This is a genomic window from Paenibacillus sp. GCM10023250, assembly GCF_042653205.1.
Classification (GTDB): domain Bacteria; phylum Bacillota; class Bacilli; order Paenibacillales; family Paenibacillaceae; genus Paenibacillus_Z.
In genome coordinates this window covers 1-25,974 of record NZ_JBHSHY010000044.1, presented here as the reverse complement: position 1 = coordinate 25,974, position 25,974 = coordinate 1, and the positions used below count along the sequence as shown (strand labels likewise).

Sequence of the window (25,974 nt, the reverse complement as noted above, 5' to 3'; positions counted from 1 at the left end):
GTCTACATATGATGAAGGACCTTCCGCTTCCGGAAGGTCCTTCTTTCTTTGCCTCCCGAACTTCGGTCACCTAAATCAGCATCTCCAATTCTCCCGGAAGATAACCTTCCGCGGCCCGGTTTTGCGCGGCTTTGACCTTTATTTGACCTTCTTTGACTTTTGCCTTTTTATCCGGTAGAATGTCATTACACGCCACACCTGTTTTACAAACCATTTGCTTTTTAGGAGGGAACCACGATGGAATCGATGAACTTCGTACCCATGGTTATCGAGCAAAACAACCGCGGGGAGCGCGCCTACGACATTTACTCCCGCTTGCTGAAGGATCGGATTGTCTTCCTCGGCACGCCGGTCAATGATCTGGTCGCCAACTCCATTATCGCGCAGCTGCTGTTCCTGGCGGCGGACGATCCCGACAAAGACATCTCGCTCTACATCAACAGCCCAGGCGGTTCGGTCTCGGCCGGTCTCGCCATCTTCGATACAATGAACTTCATTAAACCGGACGTCTCGACGATCTGCGTCGGCATGGCGGCTTCCATGGGCGCCTTCCTGCTCGCGGCCGGGGCGAAAGGCAAGCGCTACGCGCTGCCGAACAGCGAAGTGATGATCCATCAGCCGCTCGGCGGCGCGCAAGGCCAGGCCAGCGACATCGAGATTCGCGCGAAGCACATCCTGAAGACGCGGGACACGCTGAACCGCATCCTCGTGGAGCGCACCGGCCAATCGCTCGAGAAAATCGAACGCGACACGGACCGCGACTATTTCATGTCCGCTTCCGAGGCGGCAGCTTACGGCCTCGTCGACAAAGTGATCGAGAAACTGTAAGATTCGCGATTGGTTTTGCGTAAGATTTGTAAGGTTTTCATACGACACGACATCGAAACGCGTTAATCCTTCACGGGGTTAACGCGTTTTAATGTTGTTAAATTTCTCTCATATATCACACATTCTGTTGTTTGTCAATAAGCATTCAACGGTGTGAATGCATAAGGACGATCCCTTCAAATCGTGATATTATGTACTAAATGATTCCAGTTCCACCTTCCCTTAGGCTACGCAGTGAAATCTATAAAACGGAGTTGCACACGCATGAAACTTACGAAACCCTTCGCAAGCGTGCGAAATTTCATTCGATCCAATGACTCGGGCAATGCCTTTACGCCATACGCACCCACGTTCGAACCCAAATTGACGCATGCGCCGTCCGAACCCGATACTCATAATTTGTTTCTGCCGATGCAGGACCGGTCGCTCTTGCTGCGTCCGCTTAGCGATTCCCACCTCATCGAGGTGTACCAGGAAGCGAAAGCGATGCACCTCTCCGAGGAGTTCATCGCGCTGATCGAGCACGCGATCGAGCAGCGCGGCCTGGATGTCAACGACGACCAGAAGTCGCCGGCCTAGCCGCGCCGCTAAAGGCAGTTCATAAAGAAGACCGGCCCCTTCCGGGAGGCCGGTCTTCTTTGGTTTCTTGCACGCTTATTGCACGCTTATTGCACGGCTGCCGCATAGTCCGCAGCGCGGCTTACTACAGCATTGCCGATTGCAAGGCTTACTTCATCTCGTACACGACGGTAATGTCGGTGGAGACGGTAATCTCGCCCGTCTGCACGCTCGTGCTCGGCGCCCCTGCCGCCGAATCCGCCGCCGCTGCGGCCATCTCGCCCTGATTGATGAAGATTGGGCCGCTATTGGCGCTGTTCTGCGTAATGGTGATGACGTCCGTCACCTGCTTGCCGGCCGCCTTCGCGAGCGCCGCGGCTTTCGCTTTGGCGTTCGCCATCGCTTTATCGAGCGCCTGCAGCTCGTACTGTTCCTGCTTCTCCGTATCGAACCGCACGCCGTCGACGCGATTCGCGCCGGAAGCGGACAGCGCGTCCAGCAGCTTGCCGATGCCGTTCAAGTCGCGCGTCGTCACCTGTACCGCGTGCACGGCCACGTATCCCTTCACCTTGCTCGAGCCGTCCTTCGGGTTGTACTCGTACTCCGGCTGCACGGAGAAGCCCGTCGTCTTGACGTCCTTCGCCGCGAGCTTGTACGTCTCGTACAGCAGCTTCGTCAGGCCCGAGAACTGCGTCGCGTTCTTCGCCTGCGCGTCCTTCGCTGTCGCCGCCCGCGCCTCGACCGCCACACTGACGTACGCGACATCCGGCGCCGCTTCGATCTTGCCGTTGCCCGATACCGTAATCGTGTTCTTCTGCGCCGCCGCGCCGCTCTCCACCGCATAGACCGGTTTGCTGCCCTGTCCCGCTCCGCCGAGCACCGCGCCCACCCCGACCGCGAGCGCTAAGACCGGCACCAGCAGCCACTTCGGGTTTACCCTCTTCATCACATTCAACCCGCCCCTTCTGGTTAAATTTAGGTGATTCTGATAGTTATGACGCATCCGGCTCCGCCGATGTTGCAGGAAAACGCAAACATTCTTCAACCTGCGGATAAAAACAGAAAAAACCCCCGTACGGGAGTTTCCTCGTATCGAAATGAACGGCCTCAAACGGCCGTGATTTCGTCCTTATTGGTTCTCAAGCTCTTCCTTGCTGACCAGGCTGACTAAAGCGGTTACAGCTTGGTCGGCATCCGAACCTTCCGCACTTATCGTAACTTCAGTGCCAGAGCTAATTGCAAGGCTCATAATCCCCATAATGGATTTTGCGTTCACCTTTTTATCGTCTTTCTCAACAAAGACCTCGGAAGAAAACTTGTTCGCTTCCTGGACAAAAAGTGCGGCCGGTCTTGCATGAAGACCCGTCTTCAGTCGAACGACAACCGGATGCCTTGTCATGAAACTTACCCCCTATACGAAATTCAACCGTTACCCTATGCAAACGTCATTTTATTCACTATTATACCACTTTTACGCATTGTACACTAGCCTCTGCCTATCCGTTCCTTAATTTTTCCGCAAGCTCGTCGATTTTACGCAGCCGGTGGTTGACGCCGGACTTGCTCACCTTGCCTTTGAGCATCTCGCCGACCTCCGTCAAATTCAGGTCCGGATGGCTTAATCGTATATGCGCCACCTCGCGGAGCTTGTCGGGCAGACTGTCGAGCCCCACCTCGCGCTCCAGCAGCTTGATATTATCGATCTGACGGACCGCCGCCCCGATCGTCTTATTCAAATTCGCCGTCTCGCAGTTGACGATCCGGTTGACGGAGTTGCGCATATCCCGCATGATTCGGACATCCTCGAACTTGAACAGCGCCTGATGCGCCCCGATGATGCTGAGGAGCTCGATGATTTTCTCGCCCTCTTTCATGTAGAAGATGAACCCCTTCTTCCGTTCGATGCAGCGGGCGTTCAAGTCGAACTTGTTCGCCAGCTCTACGAGCGCCTTGCAATGCTCTTCGTACATCGTGGCAATTTCCAGGTGGTACGATGAGCCTTCCGGGTTGTTCACGGAACCGCCCGCCAGGAACGCCCCTCTCAGGTAGGAACGCTTGCAGCACGATTTCCGGATAATCTCTTTGTCGATGCCTTGATTGAATACGAATCCTTCGGAGACGATTTTGAGCTCGCTTAGAATCTCCTGCACCTTGGCGGGGATTCGGACGATGTACACATTGTTCTTCTTCAGCCTCATTTTCTTGCGTACGAGCAGCTCCGTATGCACGGCGAACTGCTTCTTGATGAGGGAGTAGATCCGTCTGGCGATTGCTGCGTTTTCCGTCGAAATATCGAGAATGACTTTCCGGCTGGACAACGAGACGGAACCGTTCATGCGAATGAGCGCCGACAGCTCCGCCCGTTCACAGCACGCATCCGCTTCGATGAGCGTCAATTCTTTTTTGGTTTGTCCCGCAAAAGACATATTCCCTCACCTCTTTCGTTCCATCCAGTTTTCCACAAGCTGATAAATATGATGACTGAGCTTCTCGGCGTCATGCCGCAAATACGTGCGGAACATGACCAGCTTGTCGGCGATGACCTTGTAGCCGCGCCGCTGCATTTCGTCCAAATCCAGATGAACGGCCTTCGCCCCCATCTCGGCGTACTTCTGCTGGACCTGCTCCGGAATCTCGCCGTCGTTGACGATCACGTAGTCGAACAGCTGATGGCCGATATGCCGCTGTACGGCTTCCAGATGATCGCTCACAGTGTAGTCGTCCGTCTCGCCCGGCTGCGTCATGACGTTGCATACGAACATCTTGATCGCGCACGATTCGACGATGCTCTGCGCCAGCTTCGGCACGAGCAGGTTGGGGATGATGCTCGTATAGAGGCTGCCCGGACCGATCAGGATCGCGTCGGCCTCCCGGATCGCCTCCACCGCCTCCTCCAGCGGCTCGACGTCCGGCGGTTCGATGAAGACCCGCTTGATCGCCTGGCCGGCTTTCGGAATGTTGGATTCGCCCGTAATGATGGTGCCGTCCACCGTCTCACCCTTCAGCACGATGGCTTCGCCTGCGGCCGGCAGCACCCTTCCCCGGACGGCCAATACCTTGCTCAGCATCCGGACGCCCGAGACGAAATCCCCGGTAATGTCGGTCATCGCTGCCAGCATCAGGTTGCCCAAACTATGGCCCGCCAAACCGGTGCCTGAGTTAAACCGATACTTCAGCACGTCGGACAGCAAGGGCTCGACGTCCGCGAGCGCGATGAGCACGTTGCGGATATCGCCCGGCGGCGGCATCTGCAGCTCGCTTCGCAGGATGCCGGAGCTGCCGCCGTCGTCGGCGACCGTGACGATCGCGGTGATGTCGAGCGGCTTCTCCTTCAGCCCCCGGAGCATGACCGACAAGCCCGTACCGCCGCCGATGACGACGATACGGGGCAATTGTTGCTTTCTAGCTTGCGCCATGGATTGCCTCAGCTCCGATCACGATCCGCATCTCGATGACTGACGCGCAGGATTTCCGTATCGCTGCTGCCGAGCATGCGCCCCAAATATTCCGCGATCGCCACCGAACGGTGCTTGCCGCCCGTGCAGCCGATGCCGATCACGACCTGACTCTTGCCTTCCTTGCGATATAGCGGAATGAGAAATTGCAGCATGTCGAGCAGCTTCGCGAGAAAGGCCTGCGTCTCCGGCCACTTCATGACGTACTCGTAGACCTCGGGATTCTGCCCCGTGTTCGGCCGCAGATGATCGACATAATGCGGATTGGGCAGAAACCTTACGTCGAAGATTAGATCGGCGTCGATCGGGACGCCGTATTTGAAGCCGAAGGAAATGACGTTCACGGAGATCGTGCTCAAGTCCGAGTTCGTGAATCGGGAAATAATCCGTTCCTTCAGCTGGGACGGCTTCAGGCTGCTCGTATCGATGACCTGCGTCGCCCAGCCCTTCAAATCCTCCAGCATCCGGCGCTCCAGCCCGATTCCCTCGAGCGGCAGCCCTTCGGGCGCCAGCGGATGCATCCGGCGGCTCTCCTTGTAGCGCTGCACGAGGATGCTGTCCGTCGCATCGAGGAACAGAATCTCGTAGCTGATCGTATAGTGTTCTTTCACATAGCTGAGCGACTCCGACAGCGCCGTGAAAAACTCGCGGCCCCGCAAGTCGATCACGAGCGCCACCTTGCCGATTTTACCGTTGGACTGTTCGATCAATTCGGCGAATTTCGGTATAAGCACCGGCGGCAAATTATCGACGCAGAAGTAGCCCAGATCCTCCAGGCTCTGCACCGCGATCGTCTTGCCCGCCCCGGACATGCCCGTGATGATGACGAGCTTCGCCTTCGCCGTTCCTCCCGATTCCATCGTCAATCCCTCCTACCCGTAAAACCCGTTCAACCGCCGAAAAAACAGCTATGAAAATGAAAACCGCTTTGCCTGTTTACGCGCGGATGATCAAGCCTGCCGCGCCGACGACGCCTGCGTCGTTGCCGAGGATGGCCGGCACGATTTCCACGCCTTGCTGCGCCATATCCGGCGTCGATTTGCGGAAGACGTCGCGGATCTGCTCGAACAGGAACTCGCCCGCCTTCGAGACGCCGCCGCCGATGATGAAACGCTGCGGATTGAGCACGACGGCGACCGTCGCCATCGACTTGCCCAGGTAGAACGCCGCGCGGTTGACGATGCGCGCCGCTGCTTCGTCGCCGGCCTTCGCCGCGTCGATGACGTCCTTCGCCATGATATGCTCCACGAACGACAGGGACGTGCGGTCTCCGCGCTCGACCGCATCCTTGGCCATCCGGATGATGCCGGTCGCGGACGACACGGTTTCCAGGCAGCCCTTGTTGCCGCAGCCGCACTGGATCGCTTCCAGATCCGGCACGATCGCCATATGGCCGAGCTCGCCCGCCATGCCTTTGAAGCCTTCGACGACTTTGCCGTTGATGATGACGCCGCCGCCGACGCCCGTGCCGAGCGTGTAGCAGACGCAATCCGAGATGCCGCGGCCCGCGCCGGCCCATGCTTCGCCGAGCGCCGCCACGTTCGCGTCGTTGTTCACGAGGACCTTCTTCTCGAGCTTCGCTTCCAAAATATCTTTAAGCGGCACGTTCTCGAAGAACAAATTGACCGACTTGTGGACGAAACCGCGCGGAATGTCCAGGAAGCCGGCGATGCCGATGCCGACGCCTTCGACTTGGTCCCACTCGAACGGGGACTGCTCGACGATGAGCCGCGCGTATGCCGCGATGTTATCGCAGACGGCGTCGGAGCCTTTCTCGACTTCCGTCGGTCCTTCATACGTATGCAGCAGACTGCCTTCACTATCGCAAATGCCTACCTTGATGGACGTACCGCCAATATCAACGCCTACGACAATTTTCTCAGACATCACTAGGCCACCTCTATAACTAATATAAGGATCGTGTCTTGCTTCCGTTCCACCTAAACTATAAGCGAACGCTTCCAACTGGTCAAGAATAAGCCGGACTTGCCAAAAACACCCTGCTCGCGCATGTTCGCCGACATGAAGCGACGCTGTTCGTCCGTCCGAACAGCGTCCTCGTCGCGCTTCCGCATGCCTTAAGCTTCGATTACAGCGATTGGCTCCAGTCGTGAACCGCGTGGCCCTCGAGGAACTTCTCGCAATCCAGCGCCGCCATGCAGCCGCTGCCCGCCGCGGTAATCGCTTGGCGGTACTTGTGGTCCTGCACGTCGCCGCAGGCGAAGATGCCCGGGATGTTCGTCTCCGACGTGCCCGGCTTGACGATCAGGTAGCCCGTCTCGTCCGTGTCCAGCTGGCCGTTCAGGAACTTCGTGTTCGGCGTATGGCCGATCGCGACGAAGATGCCGTTCGTCTCGATGACTTCTTCTTCGCCCGTCGCGTTGTTCTTCACCTTCAGTCCGGTGACACCCATGCCGCCGGCCACGACTTCAAGCGGCGTGCGGTCGAGCGCCCAGCTGATTTTGTCGTTCGCGCGCGCGCGGTCCTGCATGATCTTGGAGGCGCGCATTTCCGAACGGCGGTGAACCAGCACGACCTCGGAGGCGAAGCGCGTCAGGAAGCTCGCTTCTTCCATGGCGGAGTCGCCGCCGCCGACCACGATGATTTTCTTGCCGCGAAAGAAGAAGCCGTCGCAGGTCGCGCACGTGCTGACGCCGCGGCCCACGTTCTCGCGCTCGTTCGGGATGCCCAGGTATTTCGCGGAGGCGCCGGTCGAGATGATCAGCGCTTCGGCCTGCAGTTCGCCTTGGCCTTCGACCTGCAGCGTGAATGGACGCTTGGAGGTGTCGACGGAGTTGACCCAGCCGGTGCGGAATTCCGCGCCGAAGCGCTCCGCCTGCTTGCGCATATTGGCCATCAGGTCCGGACCCATGATGCCGTCCGGGAAGCCCGGGAAGTTCTCGACCTCCGTCGTCGTCGTCAGTTGGCCGCCCGGTTCGGGGCCTTCGATGACGAGCGGATTCATGTTGGCGCGAGCCAGGTAAATCGCGGCTGTGATGCCCGCGGGGCCGGTTCCGATAATAATAGCTTTGTACACGATATTGCCTCCTTTGCGTGTGCGCTCCCTTAGTCGCGGTGATCCGCCAATGCCGGGAAGATCGTTCTCATTTTTTCTTTAATGCCGCAAATCTCGTCGATGCGCTTGGCGCATTTGCTGACGGTCGCGATCGAGATGCCGTAGCGCTGCGAGACTTCGTGGTACGAAATTTCGCGGCGGTGCATCTTCGCTGTCAAATATTCGAGCGCGGCGGCCCACCCTTCGACTTTCCCGAGCTTGGGCACGTCGGGGTAGACCCGCGACAGGAATTCGATCCAGAGCGTGAGCAGGTCATGCTGCTGCACGAGGTCGTACTGCTTGTTCATGCGCATGAGCGCGGCTTCCAGCACGGACTGCCACTTGTCTTCCCAGATTGGCAGACGGGACGGCATCCGGCTGTGCTCGATGACGGTTTCTTTGCCTTCGAGAATCGCATGGAGGGACTCGTGGACGCCGATGGAACGGAGCACGAAGATCGCGATCCGCTTCAGGTAATCATCCTCCTGAGGCTCCACGATGAACTCGCGCAGCGCGTCCTTCACTTCGTTGTCGGCGATCATGCCGAGCGCCTGGATGACCTGCAGCTTCGTGTGCCGGTCGCCGTGGCGCAGCGCCCAAAAGAAAGACGAACGGACAAGCGGGTCGCGCTTCATATGATCCGGCAGCGACTCCGTCGATTTCTCCCACAGCTTGAACTGCTCCTCGAACGGCAGGTGATAGTGATAGCTGGCGGGCGCGGAGGGCTGGCCCTGCGCCATGCGGTCGAGCTGCTCCAAATAGTAGCCCGGCACATGGGAGTCGGCGTCCAGCTTCCGCACCTGCAGCCACAGCCGGCGCGATTCGTCGTAGCGGCTCAGGTTGAACGCCGCCACGGCCGCGTAGTGGTACAGGCAGGCATCGGATTTCAGCCCGCCGTCCTTGAGCAGCCGCATGAAGTGCCGATAGGCCTCGCCATGCTTTCCTAGAATGCCCATTGTCGTCGCCAGCTTAAACACGTGCTCCTGATGGAACGGCACGGTCTTGCACAGCAGCTCGACGAGCGGCGCGAGCAGCTCCTTGTCCCCGGCATGCTGGTAGAAGATCGCCAGGTTGCACAAGGCGTGCAGGTTGCCGGGTTCCAGCTCCAGCACCTGCTTGATCGTGATCAACGCTTTATCGAACACGCCCATGTAGTAGTACGCCAGCGCCAAATTGTTGCGCGCCGCCAGGAACTCGCCGTTCTTCTCGACGATGCTCTCCAGCAGCCGGACGGCTTCGACGAATTTGCCCTCTTCGAGCATCGCCCTCGCCTTGTCGTGCTCGAAGAAGCCTTCGCGCGCCTTGACGAACGCCAGCTTCGTCGGACGCTCCAGCTCGAAGTGGAGCAGCTCCATCATCTCTTCCGCTTCCTCGAGGAACTGCCCCTCGGCGTCTTCCTCCAGGTAGCGGATCAGCGCGTTCTCCGCGGCTTCGTACAGCTCCATGTTGGCGAAATTGTTCGCCATATAGAAGTGGCATTCCGTCATTTCGGGATCGAGCTCGGTCACGATGGACTGGAGAATGCGGTTGGATTCCTCGTAATTCCCCATCTCGGACAAGATGCCCGCCATGTTGCAATGGTTGACGGGATTGTCCGGTTCGTATTCGGCCGCGCGCCGGAAATATTTCAGTGCCTTGTCATAATGATATCGATCCATCGAGCGGACCGCGCGCTCGAAGAAGAACGTTGCGTCCCATTGAATCGGTATGATCTTCGTGCTGCGGCCGGCGAACGCAAGTTTCTTTTCTTTCAAAACGCAAGGCACCTCCTCGGTTGCACGGGCGGGCGGCACTCACGCGCGCATAAGCGATCATGCGCGGCATTGCGGCCAGCCCCCTGCAAAGTTTCTACGATTATACCATAGCGCGGCCTATCCATACACGCAAGAATACGCGGCAAATCGCGGGCATGCGCCCGCGATTCCGGTGGTTGGCCGCCGATGGCGGCCGTATGGGGCCTCTTCCCGGCGTCCGCCGGGTTAGATGCCCGCGTTCTTGAAGAGCGTGCTGATGGAGCCGCCCTCGATGATGATCCGCGTCGTTTCCGCCAAAATCGGCGCGACCGAGAGCACCGTGAACCGGTCGGAACGGTTGTCCGGGAGCGCGATCGTGTCCGTGACGACGACTTCTTTAATATTGGGATGATCCAATCGCTGCAGGGCGGGACCGGAGAAGAGCGGATGCGTCGCGCAGACGTAGACGTCCTCGGCGCCGCGTTCCTTCAAGCCTTCCACGACGTTAACGATCGTCGTGCCCGTATCGATCATGTCCTCGATGATGATCGGCGTCTGGCCTTGAACGTCGCCGATGACGTGCGTGATGATGGACTCGTTGTGGGCCGGGCGCTTCTTGATCATGATGGCAAACGGCGCATCCAAGTAGTTGGCCAGCTTCTCGGCGGTCGACGCGCGTCCGGCATCCGGCGACACGACGACCGGGTTGAGGATGTTCTTCGATTTCAGGTAGTCACTGAGCAGGTCGAGACCCGTCAGGTGATCCACCGGAATGTTAAAGAACCCTTGAATCGCCGGGGCGTGAAGATCGATCGTAATGACGCGTGTTGCGCCTACGGTCGTCAGGACGTCCGCGACCATCTTGGCCGAAATCGGTTCGCGTGGAGCCGCTTTGCGCTCTTGCCGCGCATAGCCGTAATAAGGCATGATAATGTTTACCGTACGGGCGGAAGCGCGCTTCGCCGCATCGATCATGACGAGCAATTCGACGAAGTGATCGTTGATGGGATGCGAAAACGATTGGACCAGGAAGACGTCGCAGTTCCGGATCGTTTCCTCGTAGTGAACATAAATCTCGCCGCTTTTGAACCGGGACACCTTGATTTTGCCGAGGGGCAGCCCGAGCTCTCCGCAAATTTTTTCAGCCAACTGGGGATTCGAGGAACCCGAGAAAATACGCAGCTTGTCGCTAAACAACATAATACCCTCCTGAGCGATTAGACCACTGAATGTAAGACTTTGTTCCCTCCGCGAACGGCGGGAGATGAAACGGAACGACCGACTTGCCGGCATTCGAAAACACCGCTTATTTCGACAACTTTCATTATACATGGAATTCGCCATATTTCAAAAAACGATCTTTGGAAATGAACCGCCCTTTTCGCCCTTGGCCAGCCTTCGGCCGCGCATGCCCGGCGCCGCCGGCACGATCCCGGCGGTTTGCGGCGTCTCGCGGGGCTTGTTCACGAACTTGACGCAATTTCGCGCCCCCGAACGCGACAGAACCGAGCGCACTGTCCGCGGCTCGGTTACGGCTCGCGCCTCCCCGGATGAATCAGGAGGACGCCTTCTTCGTATGATGGCGATGCCCGAGCTCGCGCATGACTTCGTCCAGCGACAAGCCGCGCTCGCGCAGCAGCACCATGAGGTGGAACAGCAGATCACTCGTCTCGCAGCGAAGCTCGTCGTTATCTTGGTTCTTGGCCGCGATGATGACTTCCGCCGTTTCCTCGCCGACCTTCTTCAAGATCTTATCGACGCCCTTCTCGAACAGGTACGTCGTGTACGCGCCCTCGGGACGCTCGGCGTAACGCTCGGCGATCGTCGCTTCCAGCTGGTTCAGCATCGCGAACCGGTCGCCGGATTGCTCGAAGGCGCCTGCGCCGTCCTCCGCGCCCCGGATGCCCGCCACTTCGCCGGTGAAGCAGCTGTACGCGCCGGTGTGGCATGCCGGACCGGTCTGGTCTACCCGGACGAGCAGCGTGTCGCCGTCACAGTCGTAATGCATCGCCACGATGCGCTGCGTATGGCCGCTCGTCGCGCCCTTGTTCCACAGCTCGCCGCGCGAGCGGCTCCAGAACCACGTCGTGCCCGTCTCCGCGGACAGCGCCAGCGATTCCCGGTTCATGTACGCCAGCATCAGCACTTCTTTGCTGTTCGCGTCCTGCACGATCGCCGGCACCAGGCCCGCCTCGTCCCATTTGATTTGCGCGGCAACCGCCTCAATCGTCTTGCCCGTGCTCATCGTATCTCGACCCCTTTCAACCGCAAGTCGTCCTTCACGTCGCGGATCGTCATTTCTTTGTAGTGAAAAATCGTCGCCGCCAGGCCCGCGTCCGCGCGCCCCTGCTCGAACACGTCGTAAAAATGCTCCACCCGGCCCGCACCGCCGGACGCGATGACGGGAATGCCGAGCGCGTCCGACACCGCGCGGGTCAGCTTCAGGTCGAAGCCGTCCTTCGTGCCGTCGGCGTCCATGCTCGTCAGCAGGATCTCGCCGGCGCCGAGCGTCTCGACCTCCTTGGCCCAGGCGAGCGCCCTGATGCCGGTCGCGGTCCGGCCGCCGTGCGTGTACACTTCCCACTCGCCCCACTCGGGGTTGAACTTGGCGTCGATCGCGACCACGACGCACTGCGAACCGAACTTCTTCGCCCCGTCCCGGACGAGCGAAGGATTCTTCACGGCCGCCGTGTTGATGCCGATCTTGTCGGCGCCGGCCCGCAGCAGCCGCTTCATATCGTCGACGTGGGCGATCCCCCCGCCGACCGTAAACGGGATCGTGATTTCGCCGGCCGTCCGTTTGACGACCTCGACCATCGTCGCCCGGCCATCGACCGAAGCGGATATATCGAGAAACACCAGCTCGTCCGCGCCTTCCTTATCGTAAATCGCCGCCAATTCGACGGGATCGCCGGCATCGCGGAGGTTCACGAAGTTCACGCCTTTGACGACGCGCCCGTCCTTCACGTCGAGGCAGGGAATAATCCGTTTCGCTAACATGGAGGACGCTCCATTCTAAAAGTTTTGTAAGCAAAGCCTTGCCGGTAATCGGCAAGATAAGCAAAACTCGCTTCGGAAGCATCAGCTTAGTTTTGTGGGTGAAGCCTTGCCGGTAATCGGCAAGATAAGCAAAACTCGCTTCGTTTCCGGCGCGATTGACGACGGTAATCTTTAACCGCATCGCCATGCTTGATTCATGACGTGAATCCTTAGCCGCATTAAGCGCCTGCGCGGTGAACCGTTCGCCGCGCGTTCCCCGCTTCGCGGCCCGTACGCGATCAGCGGACCGCTTCGCGCGCGCCGGTCTGCGCCAGGAAATTGCGAAGCAAGCTCATGCCGAGATCGCCGCTCTTCTCCGGATGGAACTGCATGCCGTACACGTTGCCGCGGCCGACGATCGCCGTCACCGGACCGTAATAATCCGTCGTCGCCAGCAGGTCGCCGTCGCGCTCCGGCTTCGCGCGGAAGGAGTGCACGAAGTACACATGCCCCGGCTCCAGCCCCGCGAACAGCGGGCTCTCTTGGCGAAAGACCAGTTTGTTCCAGCCCATGTGCGGTACCTTGAAGTCGCCCCGGAACCGTACGACCGTGCCCGGCAGCAGGTTCAACCCCTCGTGCGGGCCGTACTCCTCGCTTTCGCTGAAGAGCAGCTGCATGCCGAGGCAAATGCCGAGCAGCGGCTTGCCGGACGCCGCGAATGCCCGCACCGTTTCGTCGAGCCCGGTGTTCCGCAGATTTTCCATCGCGTCCCCGAAGGCGCCGACGCCCGGCAAAATCGCGCCGTCCGCGTCCAAGATCGTTTTCGCGTCCGCGGTGACGACCGTCTCATAGCCGAGCCGTTCCACCGCTTTACTCACGCTGTGCAGATTGCCCATGCCGTAATCGATGATGGCGATCATTTACAGGACACCCTTCGTCGAGGGCACTCCTTGCACGCGCGGGTCGATGCCCGACGCTTCGTCAAGCGCGCGGCCGAGCGCCTTGAACACCGCTTCGATCATATGATGCGTGTTATGGCCGTAATGCACGATCACGTGCAGCGTCATGCGCGCTTCCAGCGCCAGCTTCCACAGGAATTCGTGCACGAGCTCCGTCGAGAAGCTGCCGACCTGCTGGGAAGGATACTGCGCCCGGTACTCGAAATGCGGCCGGTTGCTGAGATCGAGCACGACCTGCGCCAGCGCCTCATCCATCGGCACGAACACCGACGCGTAACGCTTGATGCCGCGCTTGTCGCCAAGCGCTTCGCGGATCGTCTGCCCGAGGCAGATGCCGATATCCTCGACCGTGTGATGGTCATCGATGTCCACGTCGCCGCGCGCCTCGACCGTCAGATCGAACTGGCCGTGCTTGGTGAACAGGTCCAGCATGTGGTTCAAGAACGGCACGTCCGTCTCGATCTTCGAAACGCCCGTCCCGTCAAGCGCAAACGCGAGCGTAATATCCGTTTCGTTCGTCTTGCGCGCCACGTCGGCCGCGCGAATTGCTTGTTCCGCCATAATCGCATCCATCCTTCTTTTCCGTCGAATCTGATCGTAAAGGTTATCACGGCGCCTCCGCCTTGCGGGTGTCAACGTGCCTGCGCTTGCCTGACCTTGCCGGCCCCCCTGCCTTGCCGTAAGCTGTTGCCACCCCTTTCGGCGTTTAGGAGCGCGCTATCCTACCGCTCGTCCCGGCGTTCCCGCTCCAGCCGGATCTCGATCGCTCTCGCGTGCGCCTCGAGGCCTTCGTGCCGGGCCAGCGTCATGATTTGATCGCCGTTTGCCAGCAGCGCCTCCCGGCTGTAGGAGATGAGGCTCGATTTTTTCACGAAATCGTCCACGTTCACCGGAGACGAGAACCGCGCCGTGCCGTTGGTCGGCAGGATGTGGTTCGGGCCGGCGAAATAATCGCCGACCGGCTCCGAGCTGTACGGGCCGACGAAGATCGCGCCCGCGTTCTCGATCCGGCCCAGCAGCGTCATCGGTTCGGCCGTCATGATTTCCAGATGCTCCGGCGCCATCCGGTTCACGGCCGCGACCGCCTCGTCCATCGACGCGGCCAGCAGGATCGCGCCGTAGCCCTCGATGGAGCGGCGGGCCGTCCCCTCGCGGGGCAGCGTCGCCAGCTGCCGCTCGACCTCGGCTGCCACGGCTTCGCCGAGCGTCTCGGACGTCGTCACGAGAATCGCCGACGCCATCTCGTCATGCTCCGCCTGGGACAGCAGATCAGCCGCGACGTACGCGGGATCCGCCGTCTCGTCGGCGAGCACGACGATCTCGCTCGGACCCGCGATGCTGTCGATGGCCACGACGCCGAACACGGCGCGCTTCGCCAGCGCGACATAGATATTGCCGGGACCGCAGATTTTGTCCACCGGCGGAATCGTGGCCGTGCCGTACGCCAGCGCGGCGACGGCTTGCGCGCCGCCCACGCGGTACATCTCCTTGACGCCCGCTTCCGCCGCGGCGACCAGGATGTACGGGTCGATGCCCGCCTGCCCGCCGGTCGCCGGCGGCGTGACCATGACGATCTCGGGCACGCCCGCCACTTGCGCCGGAATCACGTTCATCAGCACGGACGACGGATACGCCGCCTTGCCGCCCGGCACGTAGACGCCGACGCGCTTCAGTGGACGCAGCAGCTGGCCGAGCATCGTCCCGTCCGGCTGGATGTCGACCCAGGACTGCCGCAGCTGCTTCTCGTGAAACGCCCGAATGTTCGCCGCCGCCTGCCGGATAGCCGTCAGGAAGTCCGCGTCCACGCGCGCGTACGCGGCTTGAATCTCCTCGTCCGCGACGCGCAGCGCCCCCGCGTCCAGCGTTACCCGGTCCAGCTGCTCCGTATAGCGCAGCAGCGCCGCGTCGCCTTCCGTCCGGACGTCCTCGACGATCCGGGCGACCGTTTCGTTTTGCTCAGGGGAGCCGTACTCCACCTTGCGCTCTAACCCAAATTGCTCCGCACGCAGCTTTCGCATGCCGCTCCGCTCCTTTCATGCTCGTGATCGATGGCCCAAGGCAGCTTCGGGACGTACGCGTTCGGCACTCCGTGATGCTTGAATACTCCCGGCGCGCCATGTACGTCGTCCAACGTTCTGCGCCTAACTGCCCCGAACGGCACCCATCGGCCCCTTGCTTGTTATAGAATCGCGTTCGCCGCGATCGTCTGCTGCAGCTTATCGCACAGGCTTTGAATCGCCTCGTTCTTCATCCGGTAGCTGACGCGGTTCGCGATCAGCCGGCTCGTGATGCCGAAGATCGTCTCCATCTCCACGAGGCCATTCTCGCGGAGCGTCTGCCCGGTCTCGACCATGTCGACGATCCGGTCGGCCAGCCCGATCAGCGGGGCCAGCTCGATGGAGCCGTTCAGCTTGATGACCTCGACCTGCTGCCCCTGCTCGCGGAAATACTGCGACGCCACGCTCGGGTATTTCGTCGCCACGCGGGGATGGATCACCGGCTTCCAATCCGGCAGCCCGATGACCGACATGCGGCATTTCGCGATGCCGAGGTCCAGCAGCTCATAGACGTCCTTGTTCTCCTCCATCAGCACGTCCTTGCCCACGATTCCGATATCGGCGACGCCGTATTCCACGTACGTCGGTACGTCCACCGGCTTCGCCATGATGAAGGACATGCCCGCATCCGGCAGTTCGATAATGAGCTTGCGCGTATCGTCGAAGTCGCTCGGGATCGGCACGCCGGCATCGCGGAACAGCTGCGAGGCAACCTTATAGATGCGGCCTTTCGGCATCGCGACCTTCAGCAGCTCGCGGCCGGCGGTTTTCGATTCGTTTGGATTCATGCCCCCTACTCCCCTTCCCGTTCGCTGCCGAAGTACGTCAGCAGCTTCGTGAACGCGGCGCCCTTGTACAGTACTGGCTCGCCCGCCGAAGCCGCTTCGCGCAAGGCCGCGCGCGAAGCGGCATCCATCCGCTCCGTCAGGACGGCGACAGACGCGCCGCCGGCTTCGCGCAGTTCGCGCGCCTTCTCCAGCGCGGACGCGCGACCGGCCGAGTCGTAGCCGATCAGCACGCGTTCCGGTCCCGCATCGTCGCCGGCGTCGCCGATCAGCTCGAGGATGCGCGTCGTCTTGAGCGCGAAGCCCGTCGCCGGCGCCGGACGCCCGAACTGCTTCAGCAGATTGTCGTAACGGCCGCCGCTCGCCACCGGGAAGCCCAGATCGGCGGCGTACGCTTCGAACGTCATGCCCGTGTAGTACTGGAAATCGCCGATCATCGTCAGATCGATCAGCACATGCTCGCAGACGCCGTACGCCTCGAGCACGTCCCACATTTCGCACAGATGGCGGATGGAGGACAGCGCCGTTTCGTCCAGCCGCAGCGCCATAGCCTGATTGCAGATCTCCTGCCCGCCGCGCAGGCGAAGGATGCCTTCGAGCTCCGCGAGCATCTCGCCCGAGATCGTCAGCGAGCGCAGCCGCTCCCGGTAGCCGACGTAATCGCGGCCGAGCAGATACGCCTTCAGCTCCTCCTGCGCGTCGCGGCAGCCGGGGAGTGCTTCCTCGAACAGCCCGTTCAAGAAACCGACATGGCCGATCGCGATCTTGAACCGGTTCACACCCGCCGCCTTCAGCGACGCGATGGCCAGCGCGACCACTTCCGCGTCCGCGTCCGGCGAGGCGTCGCCGACCAGCTCCACGCCGGTTTGGAAGAATTCCGCGTCGCGTCCCGCTTCTTCTTCGATCGCGCGGTAGACCGACGAATGGTACGACAGCCGGATCGGGAATTGGACGTCCTTCAGCACGGAAGAGACGACGCGCGCGATCGGCGCCGTCATGTCGGAACGCAGCACCAGCGTCGTGCCGCGGTTATTCAGCAGCTTGAACAGCTTCTGATCGGACGTCGAGCTCGCCACGCCGACCGTATCGTAATATTCCATCGTCGGGGTCACGATTTGCTCATACCCCCAGGAACGCATGCAGGCCAATACTTGATTTTCGATTTGCCTCAGCTTCGTCACCGCGTGCGGCAAATAATCCTTGACGCCGATCGGTTTCTCGAACACCTTCGGTTTGGACATCTCATTTCACCCACAACACTTTAGTTTATTAACGTGTTACCATATTACCATACTGCCAAAATAAAGGATTAGTCGTAATAATACCACGCCCCGAATGTTCCGTCAATACGTCAGCTTTTGCCGTAGCGGATCGTTCGAAGCGCGGTGTGGGGTGTCTGCCATCTCAATTGGCCGTCGCGCGCGGGGTGCCAGACGAGCACAGCAATCGCCAGTCGTGTTAGTCCTCCCGCGTTCACGAGCAGCTTCAACGGTACGATCAACAGAGGCGCCGGGCCGAACGCGCCGATTTCCAGCAAAAACCGGGAAGCGACGCTTCCCGGTTTGGTGATGCGAGTTCCTTCTGTCATCAGATCGATGAGAGCGACCGGCTTGTCCTCGATGCCGCCGGCGTGCGGTAGCCGCCGCCCGTCAGCAAGCAGCCCGTACGGCAAGCAGCGCCGTCAAAGACGCTTTGCGTTTCGTGTTCACGTCAGTTCTCGCGCCTTCTCTGGATGTCTTGGATGGGGTTGCCGCCGACGAAGGCGCCGGGCGGAACGTCCTTATGCACCACGGAGCCGGCCGCGACCACCGCGCCGTCGCCGATCGTCACGCCGGGCAAAATCGTCGTGTTCGCGCCGATCATGACGTTCGCCCCGATGCAGACGGGACCGAGCCTGTATTCCCGAATCAAATATTCATGCGTAAGAATCGTGGTGTTGTAGCCGATTATGGAGTTGTCTCCAACCGTGATTTTCTCCGGAAAAAAGACGTCCACCATGACCATCAGCGCAAATGCGGCATGACGCCCTACCTGTATCCCGAGCACGTGCCGATAGATCCAATTTTTGACCGGCAAGGAGGGACAGTAGCGCGCCGCCTGAATGAAGACGAAATTGCGCACCGCCTTCCAGCGGCTCACCGTCCGGTATACTTGCCAGAGCGCGTTCGGCCCTTCCACGGGATAACGCTCTACGTTTCTCACCGGCGACTACTCCAATCCGACCAAGGCGTATAGATCGCGCATATCACTTATAACGTACCGGGCACCGGATTCCCGCAGCACCCATTCGCCCTTCAGCGACCAGGCCACGCCGACTGACGCGACGCCGGCCGCTTCCGCGGCCTGAATATCGACGACGCTGTCGCCGACCATCAGCGTCTCTTCGGGCCTCGTGCCGATGATCTCCAGCGCGCGCCGCACGGGCTCCGGATCCGGCTTCGGACGCGACACATCCTCGATCGTCACGATCGCGCCCGGTTCCACGTAGTCGTCCAATCCGACGTACCGCAGCCCGCGCTCGGTCGTGAGCCGGATCTTCGTCGTGACGATCCCGAGCTTGATCCCGGCCTCGCGCAGCTTCCGGAATACTTCGTTGACGTTGGGAAAAGCCTTCACGTATTCGTCATGCAGCCTGAGATTCACTTCGCGGTACGCCGACACCAGGTCGTCGACCTGCTCACGTCCCGAGAACAGCCGGAGCTGCGCGGACAGCGGCTGCCCCATGCTCGGAATGATATGCTCCCGCGTGAAGTCGGGCGGAACGATGCCCTTCAAGGCATAGAGGAAGGACTGAATGATCAGCTCGTTCGTATCCAAGATCGTGCCGTCCAAGTCGAACAGTACCGCTTTGATCGTGTTTGTCATGCCTTCCGGATTACTCCTTTGCCGGCGATTCGTCCGCTGCGCCCGTCATGCCTTCGTCATGTTGAACAGGCGTATTGCCGTTTGAAGCGTCCGTGTTTTTCTTGTTTTCCGCTCCGGCGGGAAGGCTGGTTTTGAAGTTAATGATCGGATCGTTGTAGTGTTCGGAAGCGGCTCCCGTGCGGCGCCGGACGATGATCATCACGACGGAGGCGACGACGAGCAGCACCGCCAGCAGCTGCGAGATCCGGATGTTGCCGTAAGCCGGGTCCAGGTACCCTTGCGCCGAGAACACCGCCTTCATCGGCGACCAGAGCGCGTTCAGGACGGAAGCCGCCCAATCCGCCCCATGGAACGCCAGGCTGTCCGTCCGCAGTCCTTCGACGAAGAAACGGCCGACGGAATACCAGATGAAGTAGAAGAAGAGCGCTTCCCCCGCGCGCAGAAACGGACGGCGGCGAATCACGAGCAGGATGACGAGACCGACCAGGTTCCAGAGCGACTCGTACAGGAAGGTCGGGTGATGGAACGTGCCTTCAACGTTCATTTGGTTCACGATCCAGCCCGGCAGGTGAAGCGTATTGCGCAGGAAGCCCTCGTCGACGGGACCGCCGTATGCTTCCTGATTGACGAAATTGCCCCAGCGGCCGATCATTTGGCCCGCGATGAGCGAAGGCGCGCAAATATCGGCGATCCGCCAGAAACTATACCCTTTCTGCCGGAAATAGATAATACCGCAGACGAACGCGCCGATGAGCGCGCCGTAGATCGCGATTCCGCCGTTCCAAATTTTAAAGACATCCGCCAAGTTGTTCTTGTACTCGTCCCATTGGAAGGCCACGAAATAAATGCGCGCGCCGATAATGGCCGACGGTACCCCGAACAACAGCAAATCCATGAAAAAGTCAGGCGATAATCCGAAGCGCCTGCCTTCCCGCACCGCCAGCAGCAAGCCGACGAGCGCCGCGGCTCCCAAAATGATGCCATACCAATGTACGCTGATCGGGCCCAGCGAGAATGCGATCGGATCTAAACGTAATCCAAACATGCGTCCTTGGCTCCTTCACTAATATCGGTTTTGATGATCCGGGTCTATCCTTTGCCGGCAATCAATCGAAGTCGTCCGAGTCCTCCGCGATCGTCTCCGTCAGCTTGTTCGTGAACTGCAGCGCCGCGTTATAGCCCATCCGCTTCAGCCTGAAGTTCATCGCCGCCACTTCGATGATGACCGCCAGGTTTCGTCCGGGCCGGACCGGCACCGTCACGATCGGCACGTCCGTATCGATGATCCGCGTCGTCTCTTCGTCGAGGCCGAGACGGTCATACTGCTTGTCGGCCTGCCAGTTTTCCAGCTTGATGACGACGCTGATCCGCTTATTATTGCGAACGGCGCCCGCGCCGAACAGCGTCATGACGTTGATGATGCCCAGCCCGCGAATCTCGAGCAAATGCCGGATGAGCTCGGGAGCGGTCCCGTGCAGCTGGTTGTCGGACGTTTGGCGAATTTCCACCGCATCGTCGGCGACGAGCCGATGGCCACGCTTCACCAATTCGAGCGCTGTTTCGCTCTTGCCGATGCCGCTGCCGCCCGTAATCAGCATGCCGACCCCGTACACGTCCACGAGGACGCCGTGAATCGTCGCAGACGGTGCCAGCTTGCGCTCGAGGAAGTTCGTGATGCGGCTTAGGAAGATCGTCGTGGCCGTGTTGCTGCGCAGCACCGGAATCTGCCGCTCGTTTGCCTGTTCGATCAGCTCGGACGGCGCGTCCAAGCCCCGCGTAATAATGAAGCAAGGCGTCTCGTCATCGAACAGCCGCTCGATCCGGTCGATCCGCTCTTGCTTGGACAGCGTGTCCATGAACGTAATTTCCGTTTTCCCGAGAATTTGCACCCGTTCTCTCGGGTAGTAATCGAAATAGCCCGCCATTTCAAGTCCCGGTCGCGACAGATCGTCCAGGGAGATGCTGCGTTTCAGACCGTCTTCGCCACCTAAAATTTCGAGCTGAAATTGGCTCACCAGATCCGATACTTTCACTTTCTTGCCCATCGATTGGCCTCCTCAAAACCCGCAGCCGGCTACGCGTTGATTGGTGATGTTAAAATTCCAGATGTATTCATCCTATAGGAAATAAGAACTGAAATCAACGCTAAGCAAGCGGGAAGACAGGCAGGTCCTTGCTCTGTCGACGCCCGCAATGCAAAAAACAGCCGTCCGATAAAATCGGACGACTGTTCGTAAGGATAAATTCCGTTAATTAAGCTTCGAATACGTTCAGTTCGCTCTCTTTGTCGAAGATATGAACTTTGTTCATATCGAGCGCGAGCTTCACGTTCGTGCCTTCTTTCACGCCGGAACGGCCGTCGATACGCGCGATAACCGTATCTTTGCCAATGCCGTTCAGGTACAGGTACATTTCGTGACCAAGGTTCTCGGCAACCTCGACGTGAGCGTTCACGATCGTTTGCGGGGAAGCCTCGTGGAATACCGGCTCTTCATGCAGGTCTTCCGGACGAATGCCCAGGATGATTTCTTTGCCGATCAGGCCTCTTTCGCGCAGCAGCTGCGCTTTGCCGTCCGGAACGAGGACGTCGATGCCCGTCGCTTTGAAGCGAACGGAACCGCCGGCTTCCGCCAAGGTACCCGTGATGAAGTTCATCGCAGGGGCTCCGATGAAGCCTGCTACGAAGATGTTAACCGGGTGGTTGTACAGCTCTTCCGGAGAAGCGGCTTGTTGGATGATGCCGTCTTTCATAACGACGATCCGATCGCCCATCGTCATGGCTTCGATCTGGTCATGTGTTACGTAGATAACGGTCGTTTCCAGACGTTTAGCCAGTTTGGAGATTTCCGCACGCATCTGACCACGAAGTTTCGCGTCCAAGTTGGAGAGCGGTTCGTCCATCAGGAAGACTTGCGGCTCACGGACGATAGCACGGCCGAGGGCGACACGTTGACGCTGACCGCCGGAGAGTGCTTTCGGCTTACGGTCGAGCAGGTGTTCGATATCGAGAATTTTAGCGGCTTCGCGAACGCGCTTGTCGATCTCCGCTTTTTTGAATTTACGCAGTTTCAGACCAAAAGCCATGTTTTGGTAAACGTTCATGTGAGGGTACAGGGCGTACGATTGGAATACCATCGCGATGTCGCGGTCTTTCGGAGCAACGTCGTTCACGAGACGTTCGCCGATGAACAGTTTACCTTCGGAGATTTCTTCAAGACCAGCGATCATACGAAGCGTCGTGGACTTGCCGCAACCGGACGGACCGACCAGAACCAGGAATTCCTTGTCTTTGATGTCGAGGTTGAAGTCTTTAACCGAAGCGAGGTCACTACCCGCATATTTTTTGTAAACGTGTTCTAAGCGTACACCAGCCATTTGTGCTTCCCCCTAACGATTAGTTGTCTTTCACTACACTTAGTTTATATCAGTGCTGTCCATATGACTATGCACATACCTTACAAAAAAACTACGCCCTTTTCGTCACTTTATACAATAGCAAAATAATTTTGACGAGCACGGCATCCCGGAATTGCCGGACGTCCAGCTCCGTCTCCTGCTTCAGCTTGTCCAACCGGTACAGCAGCGTATTCCGATGAATGTAGAGCTTCTTCGCGGTTTCGCTGACATTGCAATCCAAGGCGAAGAACGTTTCCAGCGTCGTCAAAATTTCCGGATCCAAGAATGCGTCCGTCCGTTTGAGCGCCTGCTCCACGAATTTAATGCGGTGCGCCTCGGGAATCGTATTGAGCAGCCGTTCCAGATGAAGCATCCACGGCAAGTGAATGTTCGACCCGAGATGGAAAGCACGGCCGAGATGAACGGTTTCCCGCAGCAGCGCCGTCGTCCCAACGATGGAATTTGCCGGAGAGATCGGATGGGACACCGCCAGATGGCATTCGCCGCCCATCCATTCGCTCGACAGCATTTCGTGCAGGCCCGATGCGATCGAGCTTAAGCTTTCTTCGAGGGATTCGTCTTCCTCTTCGTCACGCTCGCCCGACTGAGCATCATGAATAAGGGAAGCCGGTCCGAGGATCAGCCACTCCTGCTCCTTTAGCGGAATGATCAACACCTCTTCCGCCAGGAACGTCCGCAGCAGCTTTTCCAATTCGCCGAAGTGGGATCCCCCCGGTTCCGGCTGCTCGCTGACCAACAGGAACGGAATCATGGACGAGAACAATCGCCCCCGCGACACAAACCGGTCTGGCAGCAGCAGTTTCGGATCACCGGCGTCCAGCTGCTCGTCGATCCACCCGCCGAGCTCTCTGGCGTAACGTTCGGATTCCGACATGCCGTCGAACGTCTTGGAACGATCCGTCAGCATCTGGTTCAACGTCCACCCGATCAGGCGCAGCTCCGTCTCGCTCAGGTCGCGCCGATGCACTTCGAGAATATGCAGTAGCTCCGTCTCATGCGATAGCGCAAACCACATCGCGCCTTCCGAACCTTCGACATAATCGCCAATTGTAACCGCATTCGTTTTTGACTTTTGCAATCGGCCATTCGAGGAATGGCTCTGCTCGCTGCTCAACAATCGCCAGTCATGAATCGGGAGCTGATGCTCTCGGACCGGGCAATCCAGAACAGCTTGCAATTGCGTGATCCATTTTGCATCACTCATCGGTTTGCCCCTATCCATCGGCGCGAATCGCGCTTTTTTATGCACCAGTATACCATAAATCGACGGATTTTTCAGCTTAGCGCCAGCAGCAGCAGGAGCGACAGCAGCGAAAACAGGGCGGCGATCAAATAAATGAAGGAAACGGTTTGAATTTGCGTTAATCCCCAGCGCATGAGGACGTGATGCGTGTGCAGCTTGTCCGCGCGGTGAAGACCTTTGCCGGAAAGAAGCCTCCGGAGCATGACGACGGCCGTGTCCAATATCGGCACCCCGAGCGCAAGCAGCGGCACCGCCACCGTCACGAGCGTGGCGCTCTTGAATGCCCCGTCCACCGCCGTGACGGCCAAGGAATAACCGAGGAACGTAGCGCCGGCATCGCCCATAAATATCCGCGCCGGGTAAAAGTTGTACATTAAGAAGGCGATGCAAGCGGCAACCAAGATCACCGCAAGCAGCGCGGTCGGGAACTGATGTTTGATCAGGGCGGCCACGAAGAGGGTCAGCGAGGAGAGCGTCGCCACCCCGGAAGCGAGACCGTCGACGCCATCAATGAAGTTAATCATGTTGATTAAGGCGAATACCCAGATGATCGACCCGATGACGCCCAGCCAATGCGGGAAAATGATCATGCCATGCGGACTCGACAAGCCTTCAATCCGAATCCCGAACCACAACGGCACGGCCGCCACGACCAAATAGACGATCACGCGCGGCCAAACGGGAAAGTCCCTTCCTTTCGCCTTTGCCGCGTCATCCAGCAGGCCAGTCAGGACAAGCGCGAAACCTCCGATGGCAATCGTCAGGCTGAGCGGCGTAACGCCTTGAATAACCAACAGCGTCGTGACGATGCCGACGTATAGCGCGGCGCCGCCCATAAGCGGAACCGGTGTCTTGTGAATTTTCCGAGCATTTGGACGGTCGACGAACCCGTGTCGGATCGCAAGCCGGCGAAGCACCGGAACGAGCGTGGCCACGATCGCAAAACATAATAATGCCGCATAGGCGAATGTCATTTAATTTGAACCCCCTGACGCGATGCAGTACGTCTTCGAGTTCAGTTTACCCGCAGCCGAATGATTAATCCGTGCGGAAAACAACAAAAAAACCTGCAGGTCAATGACCCGCAGGTTCGTAAAGGCGTCGAAGTGAGCCATGTAGGACTCGAACCTACGACACCCTGATTAAAAGTCAGGTGCTCTACCAACTGAGCTAATGGCTCTTGCTGTTAAGGGAATGGTGGAGGGCGATGGATTCGAACCACCGAACCTGGAAGGAAGAGATTTACAGTCTCCCGCGTTTGGCCACTTTGCTAGCCCTCCACGACTTACATCAGGCGCAATTGCCCAGAAAAAGAGATGGTGGCTCGGGACGGAATCGAACCGCCGACACGAGGATTTTCAGTCCTCTGCTCTACCAACTGAGCTACCGAGCCAAGAAGTGCAAAATGTGATGTCGAGCTTCGGCCGATCGCTCAGCTGCGTGAAGACAACACACGATTTTGAGTGAAATGGCGGAGCCGACGGGATTCGAACCCGCGGTCTCCTGCGTGACAGGCAGGCATGTTAGGCCTCTACACCACGGCTCCGCATTTTTATGAATGGTGGAGGCTGAGGGGATCGAACCCCCGACCCTCTGCTTGTAAGGCAGATGCTCTCCCAGCTGAGCTAAGCCTCCTTGGGATATGGTAGCGGCGGAGGGACTCGAACCCCCGACCCTCCGGGTATGAACCGAATGCTCTAGCCAGCTGAGCTACGCCGCCACATTGTTGCCTCGCGAACTGCTTGTCCATACATAACCGAGGCAGTTATGTAGTTCAGGTCGAGACGTCGTCAAACGTCTTTACAAATCGGTTGTTAACATGTCGCACTGGTCGACAGTCAAAACGAATTTGCACCCTGAAAACTGGATACGAACCCTTGCGAAGGTCTTGCTTAGCTGATGCGATGTAGATTGGATAAGCCCTCGACCGATTAGTATTCGTCAGCTCCACGCGTTGCCACGCTTCCACCTCGAACCTATCAACCTCGTCGTCTTCAAGGGGTCTTACTAATTGGGAAATCTCATCTTGAGGGGGGCTTC

26 protein-coding genes, 6 tRNA genes and 1 rRNA gene are annotated in these 25,974 nt (G+C 59.1%); 2 read left to right on the top strand and 31 right to left on the bottom strand.

From position 1 onward, the window contains the following. Window positions 1-246: 246 nt before the first annotated feature. Together clpP and ACFPB1_RS23250 are read left to right on the top strand one after the other, a co-directional pair. Window positions 247-828: an ATP-dependent Clp endopeptidase proteolytic subunit ClpP gene (gene clpP, locus ACFPB1_RS23255; protein ID WP_379228541.1), complete on the top strand. Its 582-nt coding sequence runs from the start codon at window positions 247-249 to the stop codon at window positions 826-828. 264 nt (window positions 829-1,092) lie between these two features. Then, window positions 1,093-1,407, top strand: a complete 315-nt coding sequence (locus tag ACFPB1_RS23250; protein WP_379228526.1) for a sporulation histidine kinase inhibitor Sda — start codon at window positions 1,093-1,095, stop codon at window positions 1,405-1,407. A gap of 148 nt (window positions 1,408-1,555) precedes the next feature. Here ACFPB1_RS23250 and ACFPB1_RS23245 read toward each other — a convergent pair whose 3' ends face one another. The 31 genes from ACFPB1_RS23245 to ACFPB1_RS23095 form a co-directional block, all read right to left on the bottom strand. Further along, window positions 1,556-2,332, bottom strand: a complete 777-nt coding sequence (locus ACFPB1_RS23245; RefSeq protein ID WP_379228540.1) for an SIMPL domain-containing protein — start codon at window positions 2,330-2,332, stop codon at window positions 1,556-1,558. 183 nt (window positions 2,333-2,515) lie between these two features. Further along, on the bottom strand, window positions 2,516-2,785 hold the full coding sequence (locus ACFPB1_RS23240; RefSeq protein ID WP_379228525.1) for an HPr family phosphocarrier protein: 270 nt from the start codon (window positions 2,783-2,785) through the stop codon (window positions 2,516-2,518). Between the two features lie 97 nt (window positions 2,786-2,882). After that, the gene (whiA, locus tag ACFPB1_RS23235) at window positions 2,883-3,812 is read right to left on the bottom strand and encodes a DNA-binding protein WhiA (RefSeq protein ID WP_379228524.1); all 930 of its coding nucleotides are present in this window, start codon (window positions 3,810-3,812) and stop codon (window positions 2,883-2,885) included. A 6-nt stretch (window positions 3,813-3,818) separates the two neighbouring features. Continuing rightward, entirely contained in the window at window positions 3,819-4,802 is a 984-nt protein-coding gene (locus ACFPB1_RS23230; protein ID WP_379228523.1) for a gluconeogenesis factor YvcK family protein, read from the bottom strand. An 8-nt stretch (window positions 4,803-4,810) separates the two neighbouring features. After that, on the bottom strand, window positions 4,811-5,701 hold the full coding sequence (gene rapZ / locus ACFPB1_RS23225; RefSeq protein WP_379228521.1) for an RNase adapter RapZ: 891 nt from the start codon (window positions 5,699-5,701) through the stop codon (window positions 4,811-4,813). A gap of 76 nt (window positions 5,702-5,777) precedes the next feature. Then, window positions 5,778-6,728 carry an ROK family glucokinase gene (locus tag ACFPB1_RS23220; RefSeq protein ID WP_379228520.1) on the bottom strand — a complete coding sequence of 317 codons (951 nt, stop codon included), beginning with the start codon at window positions 6,726-6,728 and terminating at the stop codon, window positions 5,778-5,780. Window positions 6,729-6,930: 202 nt separating this feature from the next. Next, the gene (gene trxB, locus ACFPB1_RS23215) at window positions 6,931-7,878 is read right to left on the bottom strand and encodes a thioredoxin-disulfide reductase (RefSeq protein ID WP_379228519.1); all 948 of its coding nucleotides are present in this window, start codon (window positions 7,876-7,878) and stop codon (window positions 6,931-6,933) included. Between the two features lie 29 nt (window positions 7,879-7,907). Further along, the gene (locus ACFPB1_RS23210; RefSeq protein WP_379228518.1) at window positions 7,908-9,650 is read right to left on the bottom strand and encodes a tetratricopeptide repeat protein; all 1,743 of its coding nucleotides are present in this window, start codon (window positions 9,648-9,650) and stop codon (window positions 7,908-7,910) included. A 225-nt stretch (window positions 9,651-9,875) separates the two neighbouring features. Continuing rightward, window positions 9,876-10,826: a ribose-phosphate diphosphokinase gene (locus ACFPB1_RS23205; RefSeq protein ID WP_379228539.1), complete on the bottom strand. Its 951-nt coding sequence runs from the start codon at window positions 10,824-10,826 to the stop codon at window positions 9,876-9,878. A 358-nt stretch (window positions 10,827-11,184) separates the two neighbouring features. Further along, window positions 11,185-11,874 carry a bifunctional phosphoribosyl-AMP cyclohydrolase/phosphoribosyl-ATP diphosphatase HisIE gene (hisIE, locus tag ACFPB1_RS23200; RefSeq protein ID WP_379228516.1) on the bottom strand — a complete coding sequence of 230 codons (690 nt, stop codon included), beginning with the start codon at window positions 11,872-11,874 and terminating at the stop codon, window positions 11,185-11,187. Next, window positions 11,871-12,629, bottom strand: coding sequence for an imidazole glycerol phosphate synthase subunit HisF (hisF, locus tag ACFPB1_RS23195; protein ID WP_379228515.1), 759 nt, complete (start codon window positions 12,627-12,629; stop codon window positions 11,871-11,873). The genes hisIE and hisF overlap by 4 nt, the downstream gene beginning before the upstream one ends. Before the next feature lie 278 nt (window positions 12,630-12,907). Then, window positions 12,908-13,528, bottom strand: coding sequence for an imidazole glycerol phosphate synthase subunit HisH (gene hisH / locus ACFPB1_RS23190; protein WP_379228514.1), 621 nt, complete (start codon window positions 13,526-13,528; stop codon window positions 12,908-12,910). Continuing rightward, window positions 13,529-14,128: an imidazoleglycerol-phosphate dehydratase HisB gene (gene hisB / locus ACFPB1_RS23185; RefSeq protein ID WP_379228513.1), complete on the bottom strand. Its 600-nt coding sequence runs from the start codon at window positions 14,126-14,128 to the stop codon at window positions 13,529-13,531. 161 nt (window positions 14,129-14,289) lie between these two features. Beyond that, a complete protein-coding gene (hisD, locus tag ACFPB1_RS23180; protein WP_379228512.1) occupies window positions 14,290-15,585 on the bottom strand; it encodes a histidinol dehydrogenase in 1,296 nt (431 codons plus the stop codon). A gap of 161 nt (window positions 15,586-15,746) precedes the next feature. Further along, a complete protein-coding gene (gene hisG / locus ACFPB1_RS23175; protein ID WP_379228511.1) occupies window positions 15,747-16,412 on the bottom strand; it encodes an ATP phosphoribosyltransferase in 666 nt (221 codons plus the stop codon). Window positions 16,413-16,417: 5 nt separating this feature from the next. Further along, window positions 16,418-17,650, bottom strand: coding sequence for an ATP phosphoribosyltransferase regulatory subunit (locus ACFPB1_RS23170; RefSeq protein WP_379228510.1), 1,233 nt, complete (start codon window positions 17,648-17,650; stop codon window positions 16,418-16,420). A gap of 110 nt (window positions 17,651-17,760) precedes the next feature. After that, window positions 17,761-18,081: a hypothetical protein gene (locus ACFPB1_RS23165; RefSeq protein ID WP_379228509.1), complete on the bottom strand. Its 321-nt coding sequence runs from the start codon at window positions 18,079-18,081 to the stop codon at window positions 17,761-17,763. A 38-nt stretch (window positions 18,082-18,119) separates the two neighbouring features. Continuing rightward, window positions 18,120-18,611 carry an acyltransferase gene (locus ACFPB1_RS23160; protein ID WP_379228508.1) on the bottom strand — a complete coding sequence of 164 codons (492 nt, stop codon included), beginning with the start codon at window positions 18,609-18,611 and terminating at the stop codon, window positions 18,120-18,122. Window positions 18,612-18,617: 6 nt separating this feature from the next. Continuing rightward, a complete protein-coding gene (gene ppaX / locus ACFPB1_RS23155; RefSeq protein ID WP_379228507.1) occupies window positions 18,618-19,274 on the bottom strand; it encodes a pyrophosphatase PpaX in 657 nt (218 codons plus the stop codon). Window positions 19,275-19,284: 10 nt separating this feature from the next. Beyond that, window positions 19,285-20,319 (bottom strand): prolipoprotein diacylglyceryl transferase, encoded by a 1,035-nt coding sequence (gene lgt, locus ACFPB1_RS23150; protein WP_379228506.1) that lies wholly within the window; start codon window positions 20,317-20,319, stop codon window positions 19,285-19,287. Window positions 20,320-20,380: 61 nt separating this feature from the next. Further along, window positions 20,381-21,319, bottom strand: a complete 939-nt coding sequence (gene hprK, locus ACFPB1_RS23145; RefSeq protein ID WP_379228505.1) for an HPr(Ser) kinase/phosphatase — start codon at window positions 21,317-21,319, stop codon at window positions 20,381-20,383. Window positions 21,320-21,527: 208 nt separating this feature from the next. Then, a complete protein-coding gene (locus tag ACFPB1_RS23140) occupies window positions 21,528-22,649 on the bottom strand; it encodes an ABC transporter ATP-binding protein (RefSeq protein WP_379228504.1) in 1,122 nt (373 codons plus the stop codon). 91 nt (window positions 22,650-22,740) lie between these two features. Continuing rightward, on the bottom strand, window positions 22,741-23,706 hold the full coding sequence (locus ACFPB1_RS23135) for a PucR family transcriptional regulator (RefSeq protein ID WP_379228503.1): 966 nt from the start codon (window positions 23,704-23,706) through the stop codon (window positions 22,741-22,743). Between the two features lie 260 nt (window positions 23,707-23,966). After that, window positions 23,967-24,908 carry an MraY family glycosyltransferase gene (locus ACFPB1_RS23130; protein ID WP_379228502.1) on the bottom strand — a complete coding sequence of 314 codons (942 nt, stop codon included), beginning with the start codon at window positions 24,906-24,908 and terminating at the stop codon, window positions 23,967-23,969. 133 nt (window positions 24,909-25,041) lie between these two features. Beyond that, a tRNA-Lys gene (locus ACFPB1_RS23125) sits at window positions 25,042-25,114 on the bottom strand. Window positions 25,115-25,129: 15 nt separating this feature from the next. Beyond that, window positions 25,130-25,214: transfer RNA gene (locus ACFPB1_RS23120), tRNA-Tyr, on the bottom strand. Between the two features lie 37 nt (window positions 25,215-25,251). Next, window positions 25,252-25,327: transfer RNA gene (locus ACFPB1_RS23115), tRNA-Phe, on the bottom strand. A gap of 76 nt (window positions 25,328-25,403) precedes the next feature. After that, window positions 25,404-25,480: transfer RNA gene (locus tag ACFPB1_RS23110), tRNA-Asp, on the bottom strand. Window positions 25,481-25,493: 13 nt separating this feature from the next. Further along, window positions 25,494-25,569, bottom strand: a tRNA-Val gene (locus tag ACFPB1_RS23105). A gap of 8 nt (window positions 25,570-25,577) precedes the next feature. Next, window positions 25,578-25,654, bottom strand: a tRNA-Met gene (locus tag ACFPB1_RS23100). A gap of 191 nt (window positions 25,655-25,845) precedes the next feature. Then, window positions 25,846-25,974 (bottom strand): 23S ribosomal RNA (locus tag ACFPB1_RS23095); the annotation flags it as partial.

Excerpts from the sequence above, each read along its gene's own strand:
- clpP (WP_379228541.1), top strand. The coding sequence starts at position 247 with ATGAACTTCGTACCCATGGTTATCGAGCAAAACAACCGCGGGGAGCGC.
- ACFPB1_RS23250 (WP_379228526.1), top strand. The coding sequence starts at position 1,093 with ATGAAACTTACGAAACCCTTCGCAAGCGTGCGAAATTTCATTCGATCC.
- ACFPB1_RS23245 (WP_379228540.1), bottom strand. The coding sequence starts at position 2,332 with ATGAAGAGGGTAAACCCGAAGTGGCTGCTGGTGCCGGTCTTAGCGCTC.
- ACFPB1_RS23240 (WP_379228525.1), bottom strand. The coding sequence starts at position 2,785 with ATGACAAGGCATCCGGTTGTCGTTCGACTGAAGACGGGTCTTCATGCA.
- whiA (WP_379228524.1), bottom strand. The coding sequence starts at position 3,812 with ATGTCTTTTGCGGGACAAACCAAAAAAGAATTGACGCTCATCGAAGCG.
- ACFPB1_RS23230 (WP_379228523.1), bottom strand. The coding sequence starts at position 4,802 with ATGGCGCAAGCTAGAAAGCAACAATTGCCCCGTATCGTCGTCATCGGC.
- rapZ (WP_379228521.1), bottom strand. The coding sequence starts at position 5,701 with ATGGAATCGGGAGGAACGGCGAAGGCGAAGCTCGTCATCATCACGGGC.
- ACFPB1_RS23220 (WP_379228520.1), bottom strand. The coding sequence starts at position 6,728 with ATGTCTGAGAAAATTGTCGTAGGCGTTGATATTGGCGGTACGTCCATC.
- hisIE (WP_379228516.1), bottom strand. The coding sequence starts at position 11,874 with ATGAGCACGGGCAAGACGATTGAGGCGGTTGCCGCGCAAATCAAATGG.
- hisF (WP_379228515.1), bottom strand. The coding sequence starts at position 12,629 with ATGTTAGCGAAACGGATTATTCCCTGCCTCGACGTGAAGGACGGGCGC.
- hisH (WP_379228514.1), bottom strand. The coding sequence starts at position 13,528 with ATGATCGCCATCATCGATTACGGCATGGGCAATCTGCACAGCGTGAGT.
- hisB (WP_379228513.1), bottom strand. The coding sequence starts at position 14,128 with ATGGCGGAACAAGCAATTCGCGCGGCCGACGTGGCGCGCAAGACGAAC.
- hisD (WP_379228512.1), bottom strand. The coding sequence starts at position 15,585 with ATGCGAAAGCTGCGTGCGGAGCAATTTGGGTTAGAGCGCAAGGTGGAG.
- hisG (WP_379228511.1), bottom strand. The coding sequence starts at position 16,412 with ATGAATCCAAACGAATCGAAAACCGCCGGCCGCGAGCTGCTGAAGGTC.
- ACFPB1_RS23170 (WP_379228510.1), bottom strand. The coding sequence starts at position 17,650 with ATGTCCAAACCGAAGGTGTTCGAGAAACCGATCGGCGTCAAGGATTAT.
- ppaX (WP_379228507.1), bottom strand. The coding sequence starts at position 19,274 with ATGACAAACACGATCAAAGCGGTACTGTTCGACTTGGACGGCACGATC.
- lgt (WP_379228506.1), bottom strand. The coding sequence starts at position 20,319 with ATGTTTGGATTACGTTTAGATCCGATCGCATTCTCGCTGGGCCCGATC.
- hprK (WP_379228505.1), bottom strand. The coding sequence starts at position 21,319 with ATGGGCAAGAAAGTGAAAGTATCGGATCTGGTGAGCCAATTTCAGCTC.
- ACFPB1_RS23140 (WP_379228504.1), bottom strand. The coding sequence starts at position 22,649 with ATGGCTGGTGTACGCTTAGAACACGTTTACAAAAAATATGCGGGTAGT.
- ACFPB1_RS23135 (WP_379228503.1), bottom strand. The coding sequence starts at position 23,706 with ATGTGGTTTGCGCTATCGCATGAGACGGAGCTACTGCATATTCTCGAA.
- ACFPB1_RS23130 (WP_379228502.1), bottom strand. The coding sequence starts at position 24,908 with ATGACATTCGCCTATGCGGCATTATTATGTTTTGCGATCGTGGCCACG.